Origin of the sequence: Verrucosispora sp. WMMC514, assembly GCF_027497295.1 — a bacterium.
Taxonomy (GTDB): domain Bacteria; phylum Actinomycetota; class Actinomycetes; order Mycobacteriales; family Micromonosporaceae; genus Micromonospora; species Micromonospora palythoicola.
Map to the genome: position 1 here is coordinate 6798431 of NZ_CP114906.1, position 23126 is coordinate 6821556.

The following is a 23126-nucleotide window of genomic DNA, read 5'->3' on the forward strand; positions in this document are numbered from 1 at the left end:
CCGTCCCCATGGATCATGATGACCGCAGCGTTGGTGGTAGGCATTTCTATGCCAACAGGCCCGATCATCGCACCGCGACCTGGGATATCACCGCGACCCGTTACTCAATGTCGCCAGGTGGGCTTGTCAAGGTGGCGAGGCGGACCCTTGGCGAATCGTGGATGCTGGTGCCGGAGATGGCCAGAGGGTGCGACTCCCCGGTGAGTCCGGCGAGAGCGGTGGCGATTTCTTGGATTTCTGCCCGTACGTAGGTCATTGTTGTGCTGGCGTCGTTGCTGCCGGCGTGTCCGGCGTAGGCGCGGGCTACCGCGTAGCTGAAGGTGCGTTCGACCCAGGTAAGGGTGGTGTGGCGCAGCCAGTGGGTGCTGACCTGCTGCGCCGCAACCCAGGGCAGGTGAGCGCCGATGCGCTGCCACAGATGGTCGTAACGGCGGTAGGTCAACGGTCGGCCGTTTCGGTAGCGCAGCAGACTTCCGTTGCGGTCATCATCGCCACGTTCGGCGTGGTGTGCCAGCAGGTGCTGCATCAGGGTCGGTGAGACCGGTTGCCAGCGGGAGGCGCCGCCCTTTTCGCGTAGATAGATGAGACACTGGTCTGGATCCAGGTCTCGTGGACGCAGCGCCAGAGCGCCGCCGCGTCGGCAGGCGGTTTCCAGATGCAGTCGGATCAGCAGGCCGTCCAGGTGCGGGTCGTTGCCGGTGGTTGTGGCGATGTGGATGATCGCGGCCAGTTGTGCCTCGGGGAGAGCGCGGCGGGTGCTGGCCAGCCGGCGGGGTTTGGCCACCTTGGCGGCGGGGTTGTCGGCTTCCCGGATCAGCCCGTCCATGACCGCGTGCCGGTAGATGCAGCGCATGGCGGCGATGAGGTGTTCGGCCGCGGTACGGCCACCGCGCGTGTTGCGGCGCACGACCACATCGCTGCGGATGCCCTCGGCCAGCCGTTTGATCTCTAGGGGCGTCGGCTCGGTAATTCGCCGTTTGCCCCAGTGGTGGCAGACACGTCGCCAGTACGAGCCGTAGACCCGGCGGGTACCGGGTGAGACCGCCTCGGCAACTTGGCCGACGTACTCCTCGAACGTCGGCACCACGACCGACGCTGCCGTCGTCTCGGTGAGCAGTTGTTCAGGGGTGATACCCAGTTGCTTGAGCAGACTCCGCAGTGTCTCCAGCTGTGCGTGGCGATGATCCATCGGCGTGGTCATCGTCGCGCCTGGCTGTCCTCTGGCTGGCGGTAGCGGACAACCATGGCGTCCACTGCGGCCATCGGAATCACCAGCAGTTCGTTGCGCTGCCGGTTCGCGGTGACCAGCACCCGGTCTCCGGCGAGGATCCCACATCTGCGGCGCACGGAGAGCGGAAGCCGCAGATGGCCACGCCGGTCGACTCGGCCGCTGCCACTGGTGCGGGCGACGACAATCAGGCCAGGTTCATTCACGAACGCCACCGCCTGCCCTGCGGGCCAACCCATGAACGCAAGTACGGACCGATCGGCAAGCCGCCCATCGCGGTCGACTGGCGTGACGACGCAGCGGACGTCAGTTCCGCGCGCAGTGTCCACGAGCGCTGGAATCGGCATCGCCGGTGACGGTTGTAGGTATTCGCCGGCGGATGCCTGCACGAACCGACCTACGCCAACAGCGTTCCGCGCATGCGGCAGTGGTTCGTGCAGTACGAGACCTCTGTCCAGCGGCGCACCGTCCGGTCCAGTCACGGCCTCCCCCTTCAACGACCCTCGGGCCGGAAGGGTTCTCGTGTCTGTGATGCCATCGGGCCGCGTGCCGTTGTGTGTGGACTGAGAGCGGGCGGTCACGGATGCCTGCCGGGCTGTCGCGGCGTATCGATTCGGTCGAGGGCTATGTCGTGGTAGTCAGCGTTGATGTCGATGCCGATGTATGTACGACCGAGTTGCAATGCGGCGAGGCCGGTGGTGCCGGCGCCGCTGAACGGGTCGAGGGTGACGCCGCCGGGCGGAGAGCCGGCGATGATGGCGCGTAGGGGTATGTCGATCGGGTAGAGGGCGAAGTGCGCTTCCCGGAAGGGACGGGTGGGGATCGACCAGACTGATCCCGGGTTCTTGCCTCGGGGGTGGTGGCTGCGGTGGGTGCGGCCGTTGGCGAGGAGGTTGTTGCGGGCCGTGTTGCTGCGGTGGGCGGCGGGGTCGGTGACGTACTTGGGCTGGTTCGCGCCGTAGGGCGTGACGCCTCTCCGACGGGCGGTGGCCCCGATGCCGCCCTGGGTTCCTTTGCGGCGGCCGCCGATGATCCTGGTTCCGTCCAGCGCCTCGGGCCGCGATAGAGGGACGCGGATGGCGTCGAGGTCGAAGTAGTAGAAGCGTGATCGGGCCAGGATGAAGATGTACTCGTGGGAGCAGGATGGCCGGTCTCGTACGCTTGCTGGGATTGCGTTGGGTTTGTGCCAGACGACGGCTTGGCGAAGGATCCACTGCCGGGTGTCTTGGAGCGCGAGAGCGACCCTCCATGGGATGCCGATCAAGTTTTTGGCGGGGAGGATGTCCTGGGTGCGGGGGCGGATGAGTCCGGGTTGGGTGGTGTCGGGGCTGCGGTAGCCGGAGTAGGTGCCGCTTTGGGGTGCGCCGCCGGAGTTGAGGCTGTACGAGTCGCCGAGGATCAGCCAGAGTGTGCCGGTGGGTTTGAGGACCCGGTGGACGTGCCCGAAGACGTTGACCATCGTGTTGACGTAGTCGTGGGGCGTGGGTTCGAGTCCGTACTGGCCGGGCTGGCGGTAGTCCCGCAGTCCGTAGTAGGGCGGGCTGGTGACCACGATGTCGACGCTTGCCGCGGGCAGGGTCGCGAGGACCTGCTGGGCGTCGCCGGTGTAGAGGGTGACCTTCTCGTCTCGGTGGTACAGGAGCCGGTCGGACGGTGCGGTGTGGTGGCTGCTCATCCGGCCTCCCCCCGCCGTCGTGGCCGGCGCCGCCTTCGGGGTTCGCGAGTCCAGTCGGGGGTGGCCACCTGCCAGCGGGTCCGGGCGATGTTGTCGGCGCCGCGCGACGTTCGGGGTCGGCTCGGCCGGTCCCAGCAGGGGGTGGCGGGCAGGTCGGCCACGGCGGTCCAGCCGGCGGCGCGGAGGCTGGTGCCGGGTTCGTCGGCGCGGGTGTAGGTGATCATCCGCTGGTAGCCCATGTGTCGGGCGACGCGCCAGGCGGCGGCCAGCAGGACGGAGCAGGCGTTGCGGGATCCGTCGGTGGCCAGGCGGGTGATCTCGGCGGTGAGCCCGTCGTCGAGGTGACGGGCGAGCGGTCGGCCGACCACCGCGACCCCGAGCAGGTCGGCGGCGTGGTTGGTCAGGCCGAGGGAGAACGTGTGGCCCTGCGGTGCGGTGAGGTGCTGGTGGTGGGTGGCGAGGAAGTCTCTGGCCTGCCGGTAGCTGATCGGGCGCACGCGGGGGAGGCCCGGACGGCGGTGCGGGCTGGCCATCACGGGCGCACTCCGTGTTGGTCGGGTGCCACCAGGTCTGCGGACGGCTGGTGCCGAAAGACGTAGATGTCCTCGTAGGCGCTCGTGTGAGAGGGAAAGCCGTCCCACCGCAAGGCGGCCGTTGCGGACGGGCTGGCGGGCGACGTGGGGACGAATCGGCCGTCGTGGGCGTCGGCGAGCACGCCGATGGTGTGCTCGATGAGCGTCAGACCAGCTCCGGCGCCGGCGGCGGGGATCGCGTCCGGCGCTTCGACGGCCGGGTGGTTGGGGTGGCAGCGGAGGGTGACCACGACGGTGGCGTCCGGTCGCAGCAGCGGCAGACAGCCGGTGAGTACAGCGGTCATGCCGGCGGCGAGGTCGACACGGCGGCTGCGGTTCGCGACACGGCCCTGGAGGGGGCGTCCGTGCGGCGGTGAGGTCACCACCAGCGCGACACGTCCCCGCAGCGCCGACGGCAGCACGTCCGGAAGGTGGGTCGCGTCGCCGGCCAGGACTGTGCCCTGCCCGGTTCCGCCGGCGCGGTTCGCGCGGTGCAGGTTCGCCTGGGCCAGCCGCACCCAGTCCGGCTCGTACTCGACCCCGATCGTGTCGCGACCCGCCGCCACCGCTTCAATCAGCGTGGTGCCGACACCGGCCAGGGGGTCGAGGACCAGGTCTCCAGGCTGGCTGTACCGGATGATCGCGGCGGCGGCGAGGTCCGGCCACATCCGTTGCGGATGCGCCGCCGAGCCGTGGACGTACTTGCCGCGCCGTTGGGCGGTGACCGGGCGTTGCCCGAGCAGCCACACCGACCGCTGCGGCACCGACATGCACGAGGAGCGGCGTTGTGTGTCAGTCACGGCGGCCCCCCGCCACGACGAACACGAGGACATCGACGCGCACCGGGCGTCCGGTCGCCGTATCCCCGGAGGTGGTGTCGTCCTCCGACGCAGTGTCGCCGCCGGTAACAGCGGTGGGGACGGTGATCACGATGATGCGTCGCAGGTAGCGCATGCCGCCGGAGCGGGCTTCGGGGATCAACCGGCCAGTCTGTTCGGGGTAGCTGCCGCCGTCCTGGGTCGGGTCGACGATGAGCACGGCGAAGCCGTCAGGGGTGACCACCAGCCGGAATGCACGAAACAGATCCGCCACAGCCTCGACCGCAGGGTGCGGTCGAGGCCACCGCAGCACGACCAGGTCCACCTGGACGGCGTCGATGTCGGCGAGGTCGGCGGGCTGAGTCACGGGCAGGTACAGGCGGCCGGTCGCCGCGGCGGCTTCCCACAGGCCGGGGTCGCCGTCGAAGTCGACCACGGCCGCGCCGCGGCGGCTATAGGTGACGACGAGCCGCCGCGCCAGCCGCTGGTGGATCGGCTCCTCGTTGTCGCCGTCCGTGCCGATGGCACGCCAGATCGAGATCGGAACCGGCGGACCGGCAGCGAGGTCCACCCGGAGGTAGTCGCGGTACGCGACCCCATCGGGCGGGGGCGCGTCGCGACTCGCTTGTTCGCCGCGTTGCGGCTGAGGCGGCTCGCCGGAGTGTGCGGGTGTTGCGAAGGGTTCGGTCATCGGCGGGTGGCTTCCACCGGCTGGCCCGTGCTCACGACTCCCAATAGGGCGACCGGGCACGGATTCGCGGTGGCCCGCCCGGCTCTCCCGACCAACAGCACCGAACAGCGACGCGGGCCGACAGGACCGTTGGCCAACCGGCCGCCAGTTGGTCAGCCGCTCAACCCAACATCTTGCCCAGAGTCCGGGCTGGTTCAGCCCAACAGCGGCCTGGCACCACCCAACGACGCGAGACAAGCCGCCCAACAGGCGATGCCCCGCCCCGCGTTAGACATTCAGCGATCTGGAGGGTCGGCTCTGCCGGCGACACCGCTAGCTGGCAGACACCGAGCGCCGGGCGCTCGCTCTATCGGGTCGGCCGTCTGCACCCGGCGAGGCAGCAAGAAACCCTGCCGCTGCTGCTGTTGGCCAGAAATTTGGCCAACAGCAGCCAACAGGGCCTTGAGCTGCGCCAACAGCCGACGCTGTCCACGCGATTGAACTTCGGCACGTCGTGACCTGCGCCGGACCGTCGGGCGATCAAGGCCCCGACCTGCACCCAACATGCCCGTACCCGGCCGCACCCACCGCTCACGGTCTATCGGCGTACTCCGATTGCTGTTGGGTGGGTGTGAGTGGATGAGCCGGGCCGTGCCAGTCGGTACGGCGCTTCGGAGCCCCCGGGAGAGGTTCATGCCGTCCACCTCCAGCCGCCTGTCGCCGCTCGACGCCCACCAACGCGCCTTCGATCTCCTCATCCGCCGGCCCGTACCGATCGCCTTCGACGGACGCGACATCCCCGGCTGCCCGCAGCGACTCATGGCCCTCGACGAGCTGAAGGCCTTCCTGCTGAACCGCGACACCGCACCGCAGATCCGCGACACGGTGTGGCGGGAGCTGGTCGTACGGGCCCGCCGTGACGGCGCCGGCTGGGGCATCGGCGCGATCGGCATCGCCATCCCTGGCCTACGCAAGCGAGCCGGCAACATCGCCCGCGGCTTCCTCGGCGACGTCGAGGACATCGACGCGGAAATGCTCAAGACCTTCTGGGAACAGCTACTGGAACGCGTCGACGCCAACCAACGCCGCGTACTGGGGCGCATGCTCGACGCCGCCGAACGTGCCGGACTCAAGATTCGCTACGCTGACGTTACCACCGACCCGCTCGACAGCGAACCCGCCGGTCCCCGCACACCACTACAGCCGTGGGACCACCCCGACTTCGTCCTCGCACGAGCTGTCGCCATCGGAGTGATCGACGCCGACGACGCGAACATCATCGCCGAAACCCGACTCGAAGGCGTCACTGTCCAGGTCGCCGCTGCCCGCCGCGGCATCCAAGGCCAACTCGCCTCACACTGGCGCGACCAAGCCGAAAAACGCCTGATCAGCGCCATCCGCAAGGGCGAACTCGCCCACGTGCGGCTACGGCCACGCCCCGCCAGGCTCATCCATCGGACTACGCTGATGTGCTGGTCCGGCGAATAGACCCGCCCGGGAATGCGGAACGAGGCCCTCTCGATGGTGATGTCGTCCAGAGCGGCAACGGCCGAGCCATGCTGCCGTCCGCGGCCATCGAACGAGCCACATCCCCGGCGGACCATGCCTGAAGTGGTCACCTAACCGTCGTCGTCGGACAGACCCGCCGCCCGGTGCCGCCGGTGCTCGCGGAAGTCGGTCACCTCGGCGGCAGGTACGACGTGTAGCAGCCCGCACTGGCGGTCCACAGCGATGTGGTGGCTGTCGAGGCGCATGGTCTCGGTCCGCTCGTTCCCGCACCTGTCGCAGAGCATCCGGGCTCCCTTGTTACTCACGTCGACGAGGTGGCCGACGACACGGGTCATCGGCCGCGCCGTGATCACCTCCGCGAGGTCGGTGTCGATGGTCAGGTCGAAGTCACACTTCGGGCAGACGTACTGGAAGATCTTCTTCTGAGTCGTGATCTCGAACGGATGGCGGCAGTGACTGCATTCGGCCAGACACTCGACCAGCTCCGCCGGGCGCTCCGTCAGGGGAGTGAGCAACTGCGCGTGCGCGTCCCGCTTGCCGCAGTCCGGCTCCACCGGGTTGAGCAGCTTCTTCCGTACCTCCTGCCAAGCCGGCTCGTCGCTCGGGCAGCTGGTGAGCCGCTGCTCCGCGAGGTGTGCCAACCACTCCCGCTGGGGGTCCGGACAAACGTCCCAGAGCCGTATCCACAGCCTCGGTGCGTGCCCGCCGTCCTCGTCGTCCATCAGCAGCCGCTGAGAGACCGCCCAGGTCCGCTCGCTGGGGGCCACGGAGACAAGCCTCCGCCACAGTATGTGCCAGGTGTCCGTGTGATCGAGCTGTTCCATGATCCGGCACACCTTCTCCGCCTGCTCCCGCTGCGTACGCAGGTGATCCTCCAGGTCGTTCGCCAGGCTGTAGCGGCGACCGAGGGGTGCTTGGCTCTGCACGACTGCGCGCAGCACCTCGGCGTCGGGATCTCGGAGGACCAGGCTCAGTGCGATGGGTCGCCAGGCGGCGACTCCGCCACTGCGTCCCAGCCAGTCGACCACGTCCCGCCGGAACGACGGGTCGTCCAGCAGGTGGGCGCAGGGACCGTCGTTCTCGATCGCGGCGCGCCAGAGAGGTCCCGCCGCGAAGTTTCCGGCCGCCGCCGTCGCGAACCAGTGGCGCACCACGGCTGCCAGCTGCGCCGGGTCGAACTGGTCGGCGGTTACGTAGAACACCCGCAGCCAGTACCGCTTGTCGACGCGTTCGAGCAGCCACGGCAGGGCCAGCGCGGAGCGCTGTTCGGTGGTGAGGACGGATTGTGCGGCCAGGAAGACGCGCGTCCAACCGGGTCGGGGTACGGCCAGCCATTCGACGAGGTAGGCGACCTTCTGCTGGCGGAGGTCCATCGAGGTGCCAGCGCTCAGGCACGCGGCCAACACCTGGGCTGCGGTGCCCTCGTCGGGATGCGCCCGGACCCAGTCGAGCAGGACACCGACGACCGGATCGACGTCGCCGGATGGCGTCGCGCGCAGGATCGAGCCGGCTAGTGCCTTGACCACGAAGGTTCGCGGTGTTGGGTCAGGCTGCGAGGGCGGCGGGTTGGCCCCAGCGTTGTTGGCGTTCGCTGCGGATGCGGGCTCGTTCGCGGCGTTGGGCGGCCAGGACGTCGGGGTGGCGGGCGTTGGCGTTGCGCCAGCGCAGGTAGGTCTGCAGCTTTCGAGTCAGCGCCGGGTGGTTCGGGTGGTTGGAGCCGGCGATGACGAAGGTGCGTAGCGGCCCGAACTGGGCTTCGATCGGGTTGGCCCAGGAGGCGTAGGTCGGGGTGAAGCAGAGCTCGACCTTGTTGCGGGCCGCCCATGCCCGGATCTTGCGGCCTTTGTGCGCGGACAGGTTGTCCAGGATGACGTAGATCGGTGCCCCGTCCGGGCGGGCGGCGCGGATCGACGTGAGTGCGGCCAGGGTGTTCGCGGCGCTCTTGCGGCGCCGGACGACACCCCAGAGCTGGTCGTCGCCGACGGAGTAGCAGCCGTGGAACTGCCGGACGCCGTGCAGCTTGTGGTAGTTCGCGGGCAGCCGGTGCGGATGGCCTGCGGGTGCCCACCCGGCGCCGGGCTGGGGGCGGATCACGAGGGGTCCGAACTCGTCGAAGGCGAACACCCGTTGTGGGAAGTGGGTGCTGACGTACTCGATCCGGGCGAGTTTGGCATCGCGCTGCGGGTCGGTGGACTCCTTCCACGTCTTGGTCCGCTGGAAGGTGATCCGGTGCCGGCGCAGGATCTGCCGCAACCGTTCCCGCCCGATCCGGACCCGGCGGGTGGCATGCAGGCGCAGGTGGTCGGCGAGCTTGCGGATGCTCCACCGGGTGAACGGCCGCCCCAGCTTCTCGGGGCGGGTGTTGGCCGTCTCGACGATGAACTGCTCTTCGTCGCTACTGATCTGGCGGGGACGGCCACCCGCCCACTGAGGGTCCAGGCTGGCCATCCCCATCTCGTTGAACCGGTGAATGATCTGCCGGATCGTGTCCTCATCGGCTTGGACCAAGCGGGCGATCGCCGGCACCGTGTTCCCACCGGCCGAGGCGAGCACGACCATCGCCCGCCGTAGTCGGATCGGAGAACCGGTTCCCCGGCGGGTGATTCTGAGCAGCTGCTGACCTTCCTGGTCACTCAGCCGCCGCACGCGTACAAGATCTGCCACCGCCACAGCCTGACCCGCACAACGCCGCCCGCCCGACAGGCCGCGCGGCGTGTCAACCAACACCGTGAACGTTCGTGGTCACGGCACTAGCAGCCCCCAGGCGTGGGCCAGCTCGGGTCGCCGCCGCAGCCATGCGTACGCCTCACGGACCGCCGTCGGCTGCTCCTGCTCCGTGCTGACCCGGATCGTCCAGTAACGCACGTAAGCCGTGCCGCTGTCCTCCTCACCGGCGGCGGCGAGGAAGCCGGCGCCAAGTTCCCGCAGCCGGCTGTCCGGCGTTCCCACCCCGGTGCACAGGTGTTGGTAGACCCAGGGCCAGGCTGGGCTGTTTCGCCGTGCCTCCAGCCAGGATTCGGCAGCCGCGCGCACCTGCGCATCCCGTACCCATGCAGCCGGGAGCACGGTGAACAGCCTCGACCAGGCCGGGCCGTCGGCCGACAGCATGCCACGCAGCCGCTCCTCCAGCTGGGGATCGACGTCGAGGCACTGTTCCAGGTGGGTCTGCAGCAGCCTCCGGTGATCGTCGTCCTTCACCCACTGCCAGTCCAGCCAGTGAGCGATGGCGGATCCGGCGGTGCGTTCCGCCGGGAACTCGCCGACCCAGGCCTCGAGCGCCGGTCTCAGCGCGGGCGGGACCGGATGCCGCAGGATCTCCGCCCAGACCGTCCCGTCGTCGAGACGGGGTCCGGCCCGCAGCCACGAGGTGACCACGCGCTCGTGGATTGAGATCGCCGCCAGCGGGTTGGAGCTCCGCGGTCGCCTGCGGTCACGCAGGTACAGGGCCTTGACCAGTGGCGCCAGGGACGCGTCGGCGGTGAGTTCGCCGCGGACCAGGCGGTGCGCGAGCCGCACCAGCGGACCGTCCGTGAGGCCGGTCGACAGCGCCTCGGTGAGCAGCGTGATCGCCGCCGGGTGCCGCGCCGCCGCGGATTCCACCACCCGCGCGACGAGCGGGTCGGTGTCGGGCCGGCGCGACCGCCGTACGAGTGGGAGGGCCAATGTCACCCAGGCCGCCCACTCCGGGTGGTGCCGTACGTACTCCCACACCTTGCGGTCGATACCGGTGTTGCGGAGTTCGACGAGTGCGCGGACCAACTCGTCCGTGCCCGTGCCCGTGGCCGGCCGGTGGCGCAAACGCGTGAGGGCGTGCTCCCGCGGGCGCCACCGTGTCGAGCTGGAGAGCTGGCACTGGTGCTCGATGCGGACCCATTCCGCCAGCACCGGGTCGGCGAGCTCTGGGGGCTCCGCGCCGAGCCGCTCGACGACCTCCACCAGTGCGGCGCGTATATCCCGGACGAGCTCCTGCCCGTCCCGCCCGCTCCGGCCGGTTTCCTCGCCCGCGGTGGCGACTCGGCCGGTGGCGGTCTGGATGGCCCGAAGCAGTGGCACGGCCGCCCAGCCGCGGGGGACCGCCTCGTGCGCGTCCAGCAGGGCGTCGCGCAGGTGCGCGCTGCGCTCCGCGTCGGAGGCACCCCAGTGTTCGTACATCTGCCGGGCGATCTCGGGGTGGCCGATCCAGTAGCCCGGTCGCCCGCCCCGGTCGGACAGGTGGATGTGTTCGTCGTCCTGGTAGGGGCGGAGGGCGTCGTTGAGTGCGGCGAGGTCGACCGCCTCTCGCGGGTAGCCCACGTCGAGCCGGTTGACCGCGAGCAGACGCGGGAAGAAATCGCTGAGTTCCGGCTGTCCCTGCCGGTCGATCCGGCTGCGGAACCGCCGTGTGTACGGCTTGATGCCCTCGCGGTTGCGCCACTCGTGAAACAGCAGCGCCGGCGGCGTCCGGGAACGCGGGAAGCCGCTCCCGTGCTCCGGGATGGAGGGAGGTTCCTCGCCGGTGCGTTCGGTGAACCATCTGCGGAGCGCCGAGATGTATTCCGGCCGGTACGGGTCCAGCCGGACTTCGCCGACAAGGGCCTCTTCGTCGTAGGTCCGGGCGAACTCGGCGCGCTGCTCGGAGGGGGCACAGCAGACGAAGATCGGCGATCCGGTGCTGGACATCGTTGGGCGCTGGTCGGCTAGCGTCTGGAACGCCTGCGGCCACGTGGAGTAGCCGTTCCTGTCGGCCCAGGGGTCGTTCTCGGTCCAGGACAGGGGATCGTCCACGCCGATGACGACGTGTCGGTGTCCGGCGATCTGGGCGGCCCAGCCGGCGGCGTCGCTCAGTCGCCCACGGCGGCGGGGCAGCAGTACCGATACGCCGGTTCGGGTGTTGAGCCGGGCCAGCAGTTGCAGCAGCAGGATGCTTTTGCCCGCCCCGGACGGGCCGGTGATCCAGAACATGGGTACCCGCAGGTCGCGCAGCCGCTTCGGGTCGAGCATCGTCTGCTCGTACCATGACCAGTACGCCCGCTCGATTGTGTCGAGTGCGTTGGTCTCGGCGAAGAACCCTCCCCGCAGATGCTCGAGCGTAGGCTGATCGTTGACCAGGTAGCCCTGCTTCAACGGGCGCACGCGGTCCGGCGGCCGGTCCGCTGCGGTCAGCGCCTTCGCGGCGGCTTTGCCGGGAAGCAGGTGCCGCTCCAGCTGTTTCAGCAGTTCGGCGGCCTCCGGTCCCTGCTGAAACAGCCGCCGGACGAGCCCTCGGGTGGCCTCGGTCGGGCGGTCCGATCCCGCCTGGCCCAGCCTCGCGATCAGCTCGCCGACCGGGTCGTCTCCTTCGTGAACTGGCGGGTTCAAGCACCGGACCAGGTCGCGCAGGGCCTCGTCGTCGCGTGCCTCGTCGTTCCCGCTCTCGTCGTCGCGGTGCCGGTGGGCGCCTTCGTCGTCACTCGGCTCGGCCGTCCGCTCGTGCAGCCACCGGTCGACCTCAGTCGCGAAGTCGTCCAGCGTGGTGCCGGGAGCCTCGATCCGGTAGCGGGGCCGCCGCACGTGCCGCGGCAGGGTGAGCGCCGTCGCGTGCACCCGGGCGAGCTGGTCCAGCATCGACCTGAGCGTGTCGGCGGTCAGCGGGCTGGGCGTGGCCAGCCGGTACACGGGATGCTGGTCGGCGGACCGATACCACTGCCGCCCGATCCGCTCAGCCAACCAGTCCGTGTCCGACGTCTCCTCGTCGGTGAACGCCTCAGCCAGCACCTCGTACGCCTGCACCGCGGTGTGCTCGGGCCGGCGGAGCGTGTCGGGTAGGTCGTCGTTGTCGTCCAGCGCCTCGAACAGCTGCCGCAGCTCCTCCCACCACGGCATGGACGCCCCGGCCAGGCCGAAGCGGTTGAGAATGTCGACGAGCGGCACCGCGTACAGCGCGTCACTCGCCCGCGGAACCAGCGAATCGTGGTCTTTGATCCACTCTTCGGCCTGCTCGATCAGCATGCCCACGACGGCGCCGTCCACCCGAACCGCTGCGCCCGAGTATCCGCCGTAGGCGCCTAGACGCGGGTTGACCTCGAGCTGGAGGGTCTGCATCTCGTACCCGAAGCTGTTCTTCACCGGGCGGTTCCCGTGAATCGAACCGGTCAACAGCGGCGAATCGGGCTCCGGGCGAGCCTCCACCCGCCATCGGGCGATAGGCGGAAGCCTGTCGGGGGCGCAGGGGCGGCTGGCGGAAGTCTGGTGATCGGAAATCACATGTGCCAGGGTCAACACCGCTGTGTCGATCTCGGGCGCGGTCCGGATCTCCGCGACGGTGACCTGCGCGCCCCCCTCGGGGCGAAACGCCAGCCCGGTGGGCGGGGTATTCCCGATCACATGGGCGGCGGTGAGGACGGTGCGGGAGTCCAAGAGGAAGGCGCTGCCCACGTTCCTGCCACCGCGGACGATCTGGCCGTCGGTCATTTCCGGGTGAACGTGACCGTGACCTCGAAGGTGGCCTCCGCGCCGGCTCGGGACAGCACCACCCCGGCGTCGGCGGTGAGGGTCACGCCGAACGTGGCCGACAGCTCACTCACCTGCCAGTGCTGGCGCTCCGGCAACTGGTCCAGGTCGGCGCTGACTGCCCGCGCGCCGGCCAGCATGCCAGCCCGCAGCTCTGCGATCCGGTCCTGGAGCTTGTCGACCACGCTCGCCCGGCCGATCGCCCGGCCGGCGGTGACATCGACGACCCGGACGAGTACGTCCGCCGAGTCGGAGAATTCGGGCATCGCGCGTCCCCTTGGTTGACAAGAGCCATCAGCGTAGCGATCGCCTGCCGGTCGAAAGTGGAGCTGTCGGGTCCTCGACAGCGGCGAACCGGATCGAGCTCGGCGCGCCGACGCCGTAGCCTGCCTTTCGGGTTGCGCACGTTAACCGTCACGGCAGGCAGGCCGCAGGCATGACGCGAGCCGCCTGCGATGCACGGCGGGCGTACCTGCCGTACTGCCTTGTTCGGGTCAGTCTGGTTCGGGCATCAGGCCCTGCGCGCGGAGTTGTTCGACCTGGCTGGCTGGCGGTGGTAGCGGGTCGTGGTCTGAGGGGCGGGGTCCTTCCGGACCGTCGGGGCCGTACCGGATGAAGGTTTCGACCCGGGTCACCCGGCACGGCACACCGCCCACCTCGAAGTCGTCGGTGCGTGGCGGACGGTGCGCCGCGCGGGCGTGCGCGTAAGCCGCCATGAACTCTTCGATCGGGGTGTTGGCGTCGCGTGGAATGTCGGCGATGGCGAAGGACTCCGCGTCCCGGGCGCCCTGCGGCGTCGGGTACGTGGTGAACGACCGGGACCGCCACTTGCCGTCGACGTGCTCCCCGACGGTGAAGCCGACCGGGAGCAGCACCACGTTCGGGTGTGTCACCAGCGCCCGGCAAGAGTCGGCGTACACGTCGTCGGGGACGGATGTCGCCGGGTAGGTGGCCGAGACCAGTTCCATCCGTACGAGGGCGTCGGTGAGCCCGGTGCCGGCGGCCGGGTCGATGGCGAATCCGTTCATCGGCGAGGTGGTCCGTTCCGCCTTGCCCGGCGGGTACGGGTCGGCGTCGGTGGGCCGGGGCGGCTCGGGTCCGTCCGGGCCCATCCGGATGAACGGCTGCGCCCGGATGATCCGGTAACGACGGCCACTGACGGTCAGCTCATTGACCGGCTCCCAGTCGAGCACCTCGTACGCCGTCTCGTACGCCGCCCGCACGGCCGCGTTCTCGGCGGTCGGCGGCGTCTCGCTGAACAGTTTTCGGAGGTGCGAGGCGAGGCTGTCGCGGGCATGCTGCGGCTCGTCGGCGTCAAGTCGCACGATCCGCCACCGGCCGTCGACCTCCTCGGCACAGCCGAAGACCGGCGCGCTCCACATCAGCGTGGGATAGGTGACCGAGCGGCGTCGGGCATCGTCCTCGGACACCGCCGACACCGGATCGTCCTGCTGCTCGACGGCGATCAGCAGGTGCTCAGGCACCCGCTTGTCGTGATGGGCCATGTACGCATTGTGTGCCCCGGGATCGTCGAAACGCAGCACCGCCACCACCACAGATCCTCCACCCCGTCGGCAACCTCCTCACAGGGACCGCCGCAGTTGGAGAAGGTCGCTGCGCGAAGGCGGGGGCAGGCGGGCGCACGTGCGCAAGTCCACCGCCTCCGATGCGAGTCCCGGTCCAGAGGAGACGCCCCAACAGTTGGGTAGCCGTTGGCCGCTGTTGGGTGCCAGGTCCCCGCAGTTCGCGGCCAACAGCGGCTTTTGGCGGTCACAAGACCGATCCACCCCGGCACGCCAGCCCGGTTTGCGGACGGTCTTGGGCGCCGCCCGGTGTGGGTGGTGACTCGGCCCGGCATCGGCCCGTGCTCACCACAATTTCCGAACCTGGTTGTGGAAGGAGAGTGCTTCCACGGTCTCCGCCCGTACGGGCGGCGCCTCCCTATCGGCTGTCACGCATGCCCCGCCGCCTGGTGGGGTGGGAGGTGAAGACCAGATGCGCCGTGTCCTGTCCCGTCTGTTCCTGTCCACCATGATCGTCGCCGCAGTTGTCGCCGTCACGGCCGGTGCGGCTCAGGCTGGGCCGCCAGAACTGCTGGCGGTCAACAGCCTGAACACCGTCATCAACAACCTCATCGCCTGGATCGTCGGCATCCTCGTCGGCGTCGCCACGCTGTTCCTCACCTACGGCGGTGCCCTGTACCTGATGGCCGGCGGCGACCCCGGTCAGGTGGAGAAGGCCAAGGGTGCGCTGAAGGGCGCCGCGACCGGCTACGGCCTGGCAGTGCTCGCGCCGGTGCTGATGAGCATCCTGCGCGGCATCCTCGGGACGAACTGATGTACAACCCGTTCACCATCGCGGCGGTGCTGGACAGGATCCTGGAATGGATCGCGGCACGCGTTGCGGACGTCATCGACGCCCTGTGGAGGTTGCTGTCCTGGGCGTTCCTCGTCGTGCCGGACGTGACCGCCCTGCCGCAGGTCCAGACGATCAGCACCCGCGCACTGCTCATCGCCAACACCTGCTATGTGCTGGCGATCGTTGCCTGCGGTGTGGTGGTCATGGCCCGCGACAGCGTCCAGGCCCGCTACGGCGTCGCGGAACTCGCGCCGCGTCTGCTGATCGGCATCATCGGCGCGAACTTCGCGATGCCGATGTGCCGGGAACTCATCGCCGTGGGTAACGCGCTGATCCAGGCGCTCATCGGTGGGTCGGTCACCACCGATGGCTCGCTGGACCAGTTGCGTCGCACGATCGTCGACGCGTTGACCAATCCGGCCAACGCCCTGCTCACCCTCGTCATCGGCGTGGTCATCGCCGTGCTCGCCGCCATGATCATGGTCGGTTGGGTGCTGCGGCTGGGCCTGCTGGTGATCCTCGTTGGTCTCGCGCCGGCGGCGCTGTCCTGCCACGGCACGCCGTGGACCGAGCCGGTGGCGACGTTGTGGTGGCGGGCGTTCCTCGGCGTGTTCGCCACAGTCGGAGGTCAGGGCATCGCGTTGCACGCCGGGTTGACGGTGTTCGTCAGCCCGACTGCGAACTTGCCGGCCCTGGGTCTGCCGAACGATCCGACGGGCACGCTCAACCTGTTCATCGTCTGCTGCCTGCTGTTGGCGGTGACGCGGATCCCGGGTCTGGTGCGCCGGTACGTCACGGGTGGGCAGTCCCGCAACGTGGTCGGCGCGTTCGTTCGGGTCGCCATCGTCCAGCAACTCGGCCGCGCCCTCACCGGAGGTTTGTGGGGTGGCGCGGGGCGTGCTGCGGCGGGAGCCGTCGTCGGCCGGACACGCCGCGCCGGGAACCTGGTCGCCCGTACCGGCGGGGTGCCGCTGCCACAACCCTCAGGGGTTCGCACAGGTGCGGGGCCCGGTCCGGTGGCGCGCCGTCCACCGCGAACTGCTGCGGCGTCGACATCTGCTCGGCCGTCCCAGGCCCAACCCGGGGTCGGGGTGCGGAGGGTGCCGTCGGGGCGGACCCCGGCGACGGCGATGCCGCAGCGGATGCCGCGGTGGCGTCGCTGGTGGGCCTACACCGAATCCGGTACCGGCTGGCCGAGCGGCGCGTCTCGTAGCTGGCCGGCCGAGTCGGTGCCCGGCCCGCGCGTGCCGCCGGTGCTCTCTGCTGTCCCTGAGTCCGCCCGAACGGCCAGCGGCACCGGATGGCCGTCGGTGCCCACCTACGGACCCCGGACCACCCGCACCTCAGCGGCAGCACGTGCCGCAGCCACTACCCGGTCACGACCGCGGCCTTCGGCTCGGCCGGCTGCCGGCCGCGACAGCAGCGGCACCGGCTGGCCGGGCTGACCCCTTTGATGCCAAGGATTGGTGTTTCCCATGTCTGATGTTGATCTTCGTGCTCGTATTCCGGCGGACATCGAGGCCCCGGATCGTCTGCTCTACCAGCTGAGTCCGCGGCAGGTGGCCATTCTGGCCGCGGCTACCGCGGTGGCGTACCTGCTGTGGCGGGCGCTGCTGGGCCATGTGCCGATGCCGATCCTCCTTGCCGCCTTGATTCCGCTGCTCGGCGCCGCCACGGTCCTGGCGTTGGGTCGCCGTGACGGCCTGAGTCTGGACGCGTGGCTCCTCGCGGCGGTCCGGGGCTCGCGCACCCCGCGCCGGCAGGTCCCCGCCCCGGGGGCGAGGGCGCCGAGGTGGGCGCCGAGCCCGGTCGGGGTCGAGGGAGACCTGACGCCACCAGCCATGTTGCGGTTGCCGGCGCGGGCGATCGCCGCCAACGGGGTGGTGGACCTGGGCGGGACCAGCGCCGCCCTGGTCGCGGTGACCACGGTGAACCTGGGTTTGCGGACGCCGGCGGAGCAGGCGGCGCTGGTCGGCGCCTACGCCCGCTGGTTGAACGGCCTGACGGCGCCGGTGCAGATCGTGGTGTCCACCCAGCCGGTGGACCTGGCCGGGCATGCGCAGCGCATCGCCGACGCCGCCGATCTGCTGCCTCATCCGGCGTTGGCGGACGCCGCCGCCGACTACGCCGAGTTTCTCCTCGACGTGGAGCAGGAGCGGCAGCCGCTGTGGCGAACGGTGACCATCGTGCACACCGCCACCGGCGCGCGCCGCGACACCGATGTGCTGCGGGCCGCCGAGCACACCGCCGCCGCGTTGCAGGGTGTGGGAGCCGCCACCCGTGTCCTGGACGGGCCGGCGGTCGCCGCCGTGCTCGCCGCCGCCGTCGACCCCTACACCCTCCCCCTCTCCGGGGAGCGGGCGTTGCCGGACGAGCCGGTCACCGGAGGGCAACGATGACGCTCCGCGCCGTGCTGCGCGCTCTGCTTCCCACCCGTACACCCCAGCCGGCGGCACCGTCGGCAGGGTCGCAGGACGACGCCCTGACCGCGTTGATCGGCCCGGCCAGCGTCGAGGTGACCCCCCGCTACCTGAAGGTCGGTGACGGCTACACCTCGACGCTGCTGGTCAACGGCTATCCGGCGGAGGTCGGCGCGGGCTGGCTGTCGGCGTTGACCGGCTGGCCGGGCCGCGCCGACGTCGTCATCCACATCGAGCCGCTCGATCCGCAGGTGGCCGCGTCGCGGCTGCGTCGCCAGCGTGCCCGCCTGGAATCCTCCCGGCGCTCGGATGCCGAGCACGGTCGTCTCGACGACCCGACCACCGAGGCCGCCGCCGCGGATGCCGCGGAGTTGGCCGACCGGGTGGCCCGGGGTGCGAGTCGTCTGTTCCGGGTCGCGCATTACGTCGCTGTGCACGCGACGAGTTTGGAGGAGTTGACCGAGTCGGTGGCGCATGTGCGGGCCACCGCCGCCTCAGTCATGCTCGACACGGTTGCGGCGACCTGGCGGCAGCTGCCGGCGTGGACGTCCACCCTGCCGCTCGGGGTGGACAGCATCGGGATGCGGCGGGTGTTCGACACCGACAGCCTCGCCGCCGGTATGCCGCTGGCCTCCGCTGACCTTCCCGCGCCGCTGCCCGGGGATCCGCCCACCGCCTCCGGTGTCCTGTACGGGTTGAACACGGCGACCAACGGGATCGTGTGGCATGACCGGTGGGCCGCCGACAACCACAACAGTGTGGTGCTTGCCCGTTCCGGCGCGGGCAAAAGCTACATGATCAAGCTGGAGACGTTGCGGAGCCTGTATGACGGGGTGCAGGTCCACGTCATCGACCCGGAAGACGAGTACCGGCGGCTCGCCGAGGCGGTCGGCGGCACCGTGATCAACCTCGGCGCCCCCGACGTGCGGCTCAACCCGTTCGACATCGCCGCCGACGATCGGCGGCCCGACGCGCGTACCCGGCGGGCGCTGTTCGCCCACACCCTGATCACCGTGCTCCTCGGCGGCGGGCAGGACGGTGGCATGCAGCCGGCCGAACGTGCCGCCTTCGACCGGGCCGTCAACACCGCCTACCTGGAGGCGGGTGTCACCAACGACCCGGGCACCTGGGGGCGGCCGGCGCCGTTGCTGCGTGACGTGGCCACCGCCCTGGAGGCCGACGGCTCGCCGCCGACGGCCACTCTCGCCGCCAGGCTGTCGCCGTGGACGACCGGCAGTTTCAGTCACCTGTTCGCCGGACCCACCACCACCCACCCTGTCGGGCATCTGGTGGTGTGGTCGACCCGCCACCTCGCCGACGAGCTGCGCCCCGCCGGAATGCTCCTGGCCTTGGACGCGATCTGGCGGATCGTGGACGCCCCACCCGCCGCCGGTCCGACCGGGGACCCGCGGCGGCTGGTCATCGTCGACGAAGCCTGGACCCTGCTGCGCGACGGTGAGGGCGTGCGGTTCCTGAACCGGCTGGCGAAAGCGGCCCGCAAACGCCGCGCCGGCCTGTCAGTGATCACGCAGGACGCCGCCGACCTGCTCGGCTCCGACCTCGGCCAGGCCGTCATCGCCAACAGCGCCACCCAGGTGCTGATGCGCCAAGCCCCCCAGGCCATCGCCGCCGTCGCCGACAGCTTCCACCTCACCGGCGGAGAAGCACGGATGCTGCTGTCCGCCCAACGCGGCGAAGGACTCCTGCTCTCCGGTGCCAACCGGGTGGCCAGCCACGCCGTGTCCTCCTACCGAGAACACGAGCTCTGCGTCACCGGCACCGACCCGCAGGACGAGTCGTGACCCGGCTCGCCCCACCCATCCCGCCGCTGCTGTCGTCTGTCACGCCGACCAACCCGGTCGCCGAGACAATCGGCACCGCGGCCGGGTGGGTGGTGGCCCGACCGTGGCTCGCCGCCATCGCCGCCGCGGCAGCTGTGGTCGCGGTCGTCGCCCACTGCCAGGTGCAGATCTGGCGGCAGCGACGCTGGCAGCGGCACGCCCAGCAGGTCACCATCACCCCACCGCCGGAAGTGGAGCCGGACAGCGCGGCGAGGTGGTGGGCGACCTGCGCGGAAATCCTGCGCCCGGCCGGCTGGCGACGGTGGCTCTACGGCACCCCGCACGTCGGCTACGAGTACCGGTGGGCGGGCCGGCAGCTGACCATCACCATCTGGCTGCCCGGCACCATTCCGACGGGACCGGTCCTCGCCGCGATCGCCGGCGCCTGGCCCGGCGCCACCACCACGACCGCCGACGCCACCACCCCAATCCCTACCGACGTCATCTCCGAGGGCGGCGCCCTGACACCCACCCTGCCGGCGTGGTATCCGATCGTCACCGACCACGACACCGACCCGTTGCGGCCCTTGATCTCCGCTTTGTCGGGGCTGCGCGACCACGAGTACGCCTGCGTGCAGATCCTCGCCCGCCCCGCCACACCCCGCCAGATCCGCCGGCTGCGCGCCGGCACCGCGGCACTGCGCGCCGGCCAGCGCACCCCCGGCGTTCTCGACCCGTCGGCCTGGCTGGAAGGGCTGTTCGGTCTCCTCACGCCCGGCCCGACCCGCCCCACGGCGGGCAGCCGCGCCACCGCCTACCGGCCGCCGGCCAGTGACCCGGAACGAGACCGCGACGCCCGAACCGCGGTGGACAAGCTGGCCTGCGGCCAGCTGTGGGAAACGTCCATCCGCTACGGCATCGCCCACACCAACCCCCGCCAAGCCCCGCAGGAGAACCTGAGGGCCCGGTTGACGACCTTCGCCGACGGCGTCGCCTCGGCCTACGGCCTCTACACCGCCCGGCAGCGGCTGCGCCGCGTCCGCCTCAGCAGCCCCGCCACGGTGCTGGCGAACCGGCCACTGCGCACCGGCTACCTGCTCGGGGCCGCTGAACTCGCCGCCGTGGCCGCCCTGCCCTCCGACGTGGCGGTGCCCGGTCTGCTGCGGGCCCGCGCCAAACCGATGCCGATGCCGGTCGACGTGCCCACCACCGGCGGCCGAGGCGTCAAACAGCTCGGCCACGCGCAGATCGGCGGCCACGCCGTCGGGCTGCCCGTCGTCGACGCCCGCCAACACCTCCACGTCCTCGGCTCCACCGGCGTCGGGAAAAGCACCCTGCTGGTCAACATGATCCTCGACGACGTGGCCGCCCACCGCGGCGTCGTCGTCATCGACCCCAAAGGCGACCTGGTCACCGACGTCCTCGACCGGCTCGACCCGAACGTCGCCGACCGGGTCGTGCTCATCGACCCCGACCAAACCCAAGGCGGCTACTTCAACCCGCTGTCCGGCGACGACCACGACCTCGCCGTGGACAACGTCGTCTCCATCTTCTCCAAAATCTTCCAACGGCACTGGGGACCCCGCATCGACGACACCCTGCGCGTGGCCTGCCTGACCCTGATGCGCAAGGCCAACGCCACCCTCGCCCTGGTCCCGCCGCTGCTCAACGACAAACAGTTCCGCCTCGCCTTCACCGAAGGCCTCGACGACCCGGAAGGCCTCCTCGGCTACTGGACCTGGTACGAATCCATGCCCCCACCCGTACGGGCGCAGGTCATCGGCCCCGTCATGGCCCGCCTCCGCGCGTTCCTGCTGCGGGACTTCCCCCGCCGCACCCTCGGCACCCCACGCTCATCGCTCGACATCGGACGGCTACTCAACACCGGCGGGATCCTGCTCGCCCGCCTACCCAAGGGCCAACTCGGCGAGGACACCTCCCGCCTGATGGGCTCGTTCATCCTCGCCCGCGCCTGGCAGGCCGCCACCGCCCGCGCGAAACTCCCCGAACACCAACGCCGCGACTGCACCGTCGTGATCGACGAATGCCACAACTTCCTCAACCTGCCCGGATCCGTCGACGACATGCTCGCCGAAGCCCGCGGCTACCGGATGAGCCTCGTCCTGGCCCACCAGGACCTCGCCCAACTCCCCCGCCCCACCCAACTCGCCCTGTCCGCGAACGCCCGCAACAAAATCACCTTCAACGTGGCGCCCGAAGACGCCCACCAGATGGCCCGGCACATGTTCCCTGAACTGTCCGACCACGACCTCAGCCACCTCGACGCCTACCAGGCCGCCGCCCGCCTCGTGATCGGCAACCGGGAAACCGCCGCGTTCACCCTGCGCACCCGACCACCCCGCCCCGTCGTCGGCGCGGCCGACGAGATCCGCGCCCCCTGCGCCGCGGCCAGCGGCGGCGCAGGCGACCCCACGGCGATCGAGCAACTCGCCAAGCGGCTGGCCACCCAGGCCGACGCCCACCGCCGCCGGTGAACCCCGTTCGCTGCCGCCAGGTCGGAATGCCGTCCGGCCTGGCGGCGGGCGGGCACTGGTCCGCACCTCGGTGCAGACCCGGCCGGCCCTCGCTCACCCTTCGATGCCCAACAGTGCAGGTAGGTGCAGGAATGCCCGATGATCAACGGTCCCGACAGTCCCCACGGGGGGACATCCTCCGACCGGGGGGTGGTCCATCGCCTCCTCTCCCCCGCACACCGCCCCGGCGTACGACGACGACCCTGGCCGACATCTCGGCCCGGCTGCGGCCACGCGACCGGGTCATCGCCTTCCTCCTGTCCGACCACACCGCCCTCACCACCGACCAGATCGCCGCAGTGCTGTTCGACTCGCCGATCACCTGCGGCCACCGCCTCTACACACTGCGCCGCATGGACTTCATCAACCGCGTGCTGCGCGCCCACCCCGGCCAACCCACCCAGGTCTACTGGGTACCCGGCCGACTGTCGGCCCGCCTGGTCGCCCTCGCCCGCGGCGAAGCCCCACCCACCCCGAAAGCGGTCGCCCTCGCCGCCGACCGCGTCCTGTCCGACCGCACCCGCCGACACACCATCGAAACCAACCAGTTCTTCATCAACCTGCTCGTCCACAGCCGATCCCACCCGCAGTCCCGGCTGACCCGCTGGTGGTCCGAGCAGGACACCACCGCCGCATTCGGCCGCCGTGTACGCCCCGACGGCCACGGCGTCTGGACCACCGGCCACCACCACGTCGGCTTCTGGCTCGAACACGACCGCGGCACCGAACACCACCCACGACTACGCGACAAGCTCGAGCCCTACCGCCGACTCCGCATCGACGGCGGACCCGACTACACCCTGCTGTTCTCCCTGCCCACCCGAGAACGGGAACGCCACTTCCACCACCGGCTGATCGACACCGCCGGCCGCGACCACCGCATCGCCGCCGCCCTGACCACCCTCACCATCGCCACCTGCGCCCGCGACCGCGTCAACGGCCACGGCCCCGCCGGCCCCATCTGGCGACTCTTCGGCAACGGCGGCCACCGGCTACGCCTGGCCGACCTCCCCACCACCGACGAGGAACCCGGGCCGCTCAACCCCGGACCACCCACACCCGACCACGACCCGCTACACGAACTCACCTGACT

Annotated in this window: 18 protein-coding genes; 7 read left to right on the plus strand and 11 right to left on the minus strand. The window is 70.4% G+C overall.

The genetic code is table 11. The features are described from left to right. Nucleotides 1–100 precede the first annotated feature (100 nt). The 6 genes from O7597_RS31370 to O7597_RS31395 all read right to left on the minus strand — a co-directional run bounded on the left by O7597_RS31370 (nucleotide 101) and on the right by O7597_RS31395 (nucleotide 4984). A complete protein-coding gene (locus O7597_RS31370) occupies nucleotides 101–1189 on the minus strand; it encodes a site-specific integrase (protein WP_281581610.1) in 1089 nt (362 codons plus the stop codon). Between the two features lie 8 nt (nucleotides 1190–1197). Further along, complete coding sequence (locus tag O7597_RS31375) at nucleotides 1198–1617, minus strand: hypothetical protein (protein WP_281581611.1); 420 nt, start codon at nucleotides 1615–1617, stop codon at nucleotides 1198–1200. A 188-nt stretch (nucleotides 1618–1805) separates the two neighbouring features. After that, nucleotides 1806–2903: a site-specific DNA-methyltransferase gene (locus tag O7597_RS31380; RefSeq protein ID WP_281581612.1), complete on the minus strand. Its 1098-nt coding sequence runs from the start codon at nucleotides 2901–2903 to the stop codon at nucleotides 1806–1808. Next, nucleotides 2900–3436 carry an XF1762 family protein gene (locus O7597_RS31385; protein WP_281581613.1) on the minus strand — a complete coding sequence of 179 codons (537 nt, stop codon included), beginning with the start codon at nucleotides 3434–3436 and terminating at the stop codon, nucleotides 2900–2902. The genes O7597_RS31380 and O7597_RS31385 overlap by 4 nt, the downstream gene beginning before the upstream one ends. Next, on the minus strand, nucleotides 3436–4275 hold the full coding sequence (locus O7597_RS31390) for a DNA methyltransferase (RefSeq protein ID WP_281581614.1): 840 nt from the start codon (nucleotides 4273–4275) through the stop codon (nucleotides 3436–3438). Before O7597_RS31390 ends, O7597_RS31385 begins: the two co-directional genes overlap by 1 nt. Continuing rightward, a complete protein-coding gene (locus O7597_RS31395) occupies nucleotides 4268–4984 on the minus strand; it encodes a hypothetical protein (RefSeq protein ID WP_281581615.1) in 717 nt (238 codons plus the stop codon). Before O7597_RS31395 ends, O7597_RS31390 begins: the two co-directional genes overlap by 8 nt. A gap of 672 nt (nucleotides 4985–5656) precedes the next feature. On the opposite strand from O7597_RS31395, the gene O7597_RS31400 reads away from it, so the two are divergent. Next, nucleotides 5657–6451, plus strand: a complete 795-nt coding sequence (locus O7597_RS31400; protein ID WP_281581616.1) for a hypothetical protein — start codon at nucleotides 5657–5659, stop codon at nucleotides 6449–6451. 131 nt (nucleotides 6452–6582) lie between these two features. On the opposite strand, the gene O7597_RS31405 is transcribed toward O7597_RS31400, so the two are convergent. The 5 genes from O7597_RS31405 to O7597_RS31425 all read right to left on the minus strand — a co-directional run bounded on the left by O7597_RS31405 (nucleotide 6583) and on the right by O7597_RS31425 (nucleotide 14445). Further along, the gene (locus O7597_RS31405) at nucleotides 6583–7998 is read right to left on the minus strand and encodes a hypothetical protein (RefSeq protein ID WP_281581617.1); all 1416 of its coding nucleotides are present in this window, start codon (nucleotides 7996–7998) and stop codon (nucleotides 6583–6585) included. Nucleotides 7999–8017: 19 nt separating this feature from the next. Continuing rightward, the gene (locus O7597_RS31410; RefSeq protein ID WP_281580406.1) at nucleotides 8018–9136 is read right to left on the minus strand and encodes an IS630 family transposase; all 1119 of its coding nucleotides are present in this window, start codon (nucleotides 9134–9136) and stop codon (nucleotides 8018–8020) included. Between the two features lie 78 nt (nucleotides 9137–9214). Continuing rightward, a complete protein-coding gene (locus O7597_RS31415; RefSeq protein ID WP_281581618.1) occupies nucleotides 9215–12556 on the minus strand; it encodes a hypothetical protein in 3342 nt (1113 codons plus the stop codon). A gap of 341 nt (nucleotides 12557–12897) precedes the next feature. Continuing rightward, nucleotides 12898–13206, minus strand: coding sequence for a CU044_2847 family protein (locus tag O7597_RS31420; RefSeq protein ID WP_281581619.1), 309 nt, complete (start codon nucleotides 13204–13206; stop codon nucleotides 12898–12900). A 228-nt stretch (nucleotides 13207–13434) separates the two neighbouring features. Then, a complete protein-coding gene (locus tag O7597_RS31425) occupies nucleotides 13435–14445 on the minus strand; it encodes a DUF5954 family protein (RefSeq protein ID WP_281581620.1) in 1011 nt (336 codons plus the stop codon). A 490-nt stretch (nucleotides 14446–14935) separates the two neighbouring features. Here O7597_RS31425 and O7597_RS31430 point away from each other — a divergent pair, with 490 nt between their 5' ends. The 6 genes from O7597_RS31430 to O7597_RS31455 all read left to right on the plus strand — a co-directional run bounded on the left by O7597_RS31430 (nucleotide 14936) and on the right by O7597_RS31455 (nucleotide 23124). Then, nucleotides 14936–15277 carry a pilin gene (locus O7597_RS31430; protein WP_281581621.1) on the plus strand — a complete coding sequence of 114 codons (342 nt, stop codon included), beginning with the start codon at nucleotides 14936–14938 and terminating at the stop codon, nucleotides 15275–15277. Continuing rightward, nucleotides 15277–16743, plus strand: a complete 1467-nt coding sequence (locus tag O7597_RS31435) for a hypothetical protein (RefSeq protein WP_281581622.1) — start codon at nucleotides 15277–15279, stop codon at nucleotides 16741–16743. Before O7597_RS31430 ends, O7597_RS31435 begins: the two co-directional genes overlap by 1 nt. 30 nt (nucleotides 16744–16773) lie before the next feature. Beyond that, complete coding sequence (locus tag O7597_RS31440) at nucleotides 16774–17697, plus strand: PrgI family protein (protein WP_281581623.1); 924 nt, start codon at nucleotides 16774–16776, stop codon at nucleotides 17695–17697. Continuing rightward, a complete protein-coding gene (locus O7597_RS31445) occupies nucleotides 17694–19520 on the plus strand; it encodes a conjugal transfer protein TraC (protein ID WP_281581624.1) in 1827 nt (608 codons plus the stop codon). Before O7597_RS31440 ends, O7597_RS31445 begins: the two co-directional genes overlap by 4 nt. After that, on the plus strand, nucleotides 19517–21994 hold the full coding sequence (locus tag O7597_RS31450; protein WP_281581625.1) for a DUF87 domain-containing protein: 2478 nt from the start codon (nucleotides 19517–19519) through the stop codon (nucleotides 21992–21994). The genes O7597_RS31445 and O7597_RS31450 overlap by 4 nt, the downstream gene beginning before the upstream one ends. Nucleotides 21995–22125: 131 nt before the next feature. Further along, nucleotides 22126–23124, plus strand: coding sequence for a replication-relaxation family protein (locus O7597_RS31455; RefSeq protein ID WP_281581626.1), 999 nt, complete (start codon nucleotides 22126–22128; stop codon nucleotides 23122–23124). Nucleotides 23125–23126: the final 2 nt, after the last annotated feature.

Coding starts and splice junctions, on each gene's coding strand:
- O7597_RS31370 (WP_281581610.1), bottom strand. CDS start 1,189: ATGGATCATCGCCACGCACAGCTGGAGACACTGCGGAGTCTGCTCAAG.
- O7597_RS31380 (WP_281581612.1), bottom strand. CDS start 2,903: ATGAGCAGCCACCACACCGCACCGTCCGACCGGCTCCTGTACCACCGA.
- O7597_RS31385 (WP_281581613.1), bottom strand. CDS start 3,436: ATGGCCAGCCCGCACCGCCGTCCGGGCCTCCCCCGCGTGCGCCCGATC.
- O7597_RS31395 (WP_281581615.1), bottom strand. CDS start 4,984: ATGACCGAACCCTTCGCAACACCCGCACACTCCGGCGAGCCGCCTCAG.
- O7597_RS31400 (WP_281581616.1), top strand. CDS start 5,657: ATGCCGTCCACCTCCAGCCGCCTGTCGCCGCTCGACGCCCACCAACGC.
- O7597_RS31420 (WP_281581619.1), bottom strand. CDS start 13,206: ATGCCCGAATTCTCCGACTCGGCGGACGTACTCGTCCGGGTCGTCGAT.
- O7597_RS31425 (WP_281581620.1), bottom strand. CDS start 14,445: ATGGCCCATCACGACAAGCGGGTGCCTGAGCACCTGCTGATCGCCGTC.
- O7597_RS31430 (WP_281581621.1), top strand. CDS start 14,936: ATGCGCCGTGTCCTGTCCCGTCTGTTCCTGTCCACCATGATCGTCGCC.
- O7597_RS31435 (WP_281581622.1), top strand. CDS start 15,277: ATGTACAACCCGTTCACCATCGCGGCGGTGCTGGACAGGATCCTGGAA.
- O7597_RS31440 (WP_281581623.1), top strand. CDS start 16,774: ATGTCTGATGTTGATCTTCGTGCTCGTATTCCGGCGGACATCGAGGCC.
- O7597_RS31445 (WP_281581624.1), top strand. CDS start 17,694: ATGACGCTCCGCGCCGTGCTGCGCGCTCTGCTTCCCACCCGTACACCC.
- O7597_RS31455 (WP_281581626.1), top strand. CDS start 22,126: ATGCCCGATGATCAACGGTCCCGACAGTCCCCACGGGGGGACATCCTC.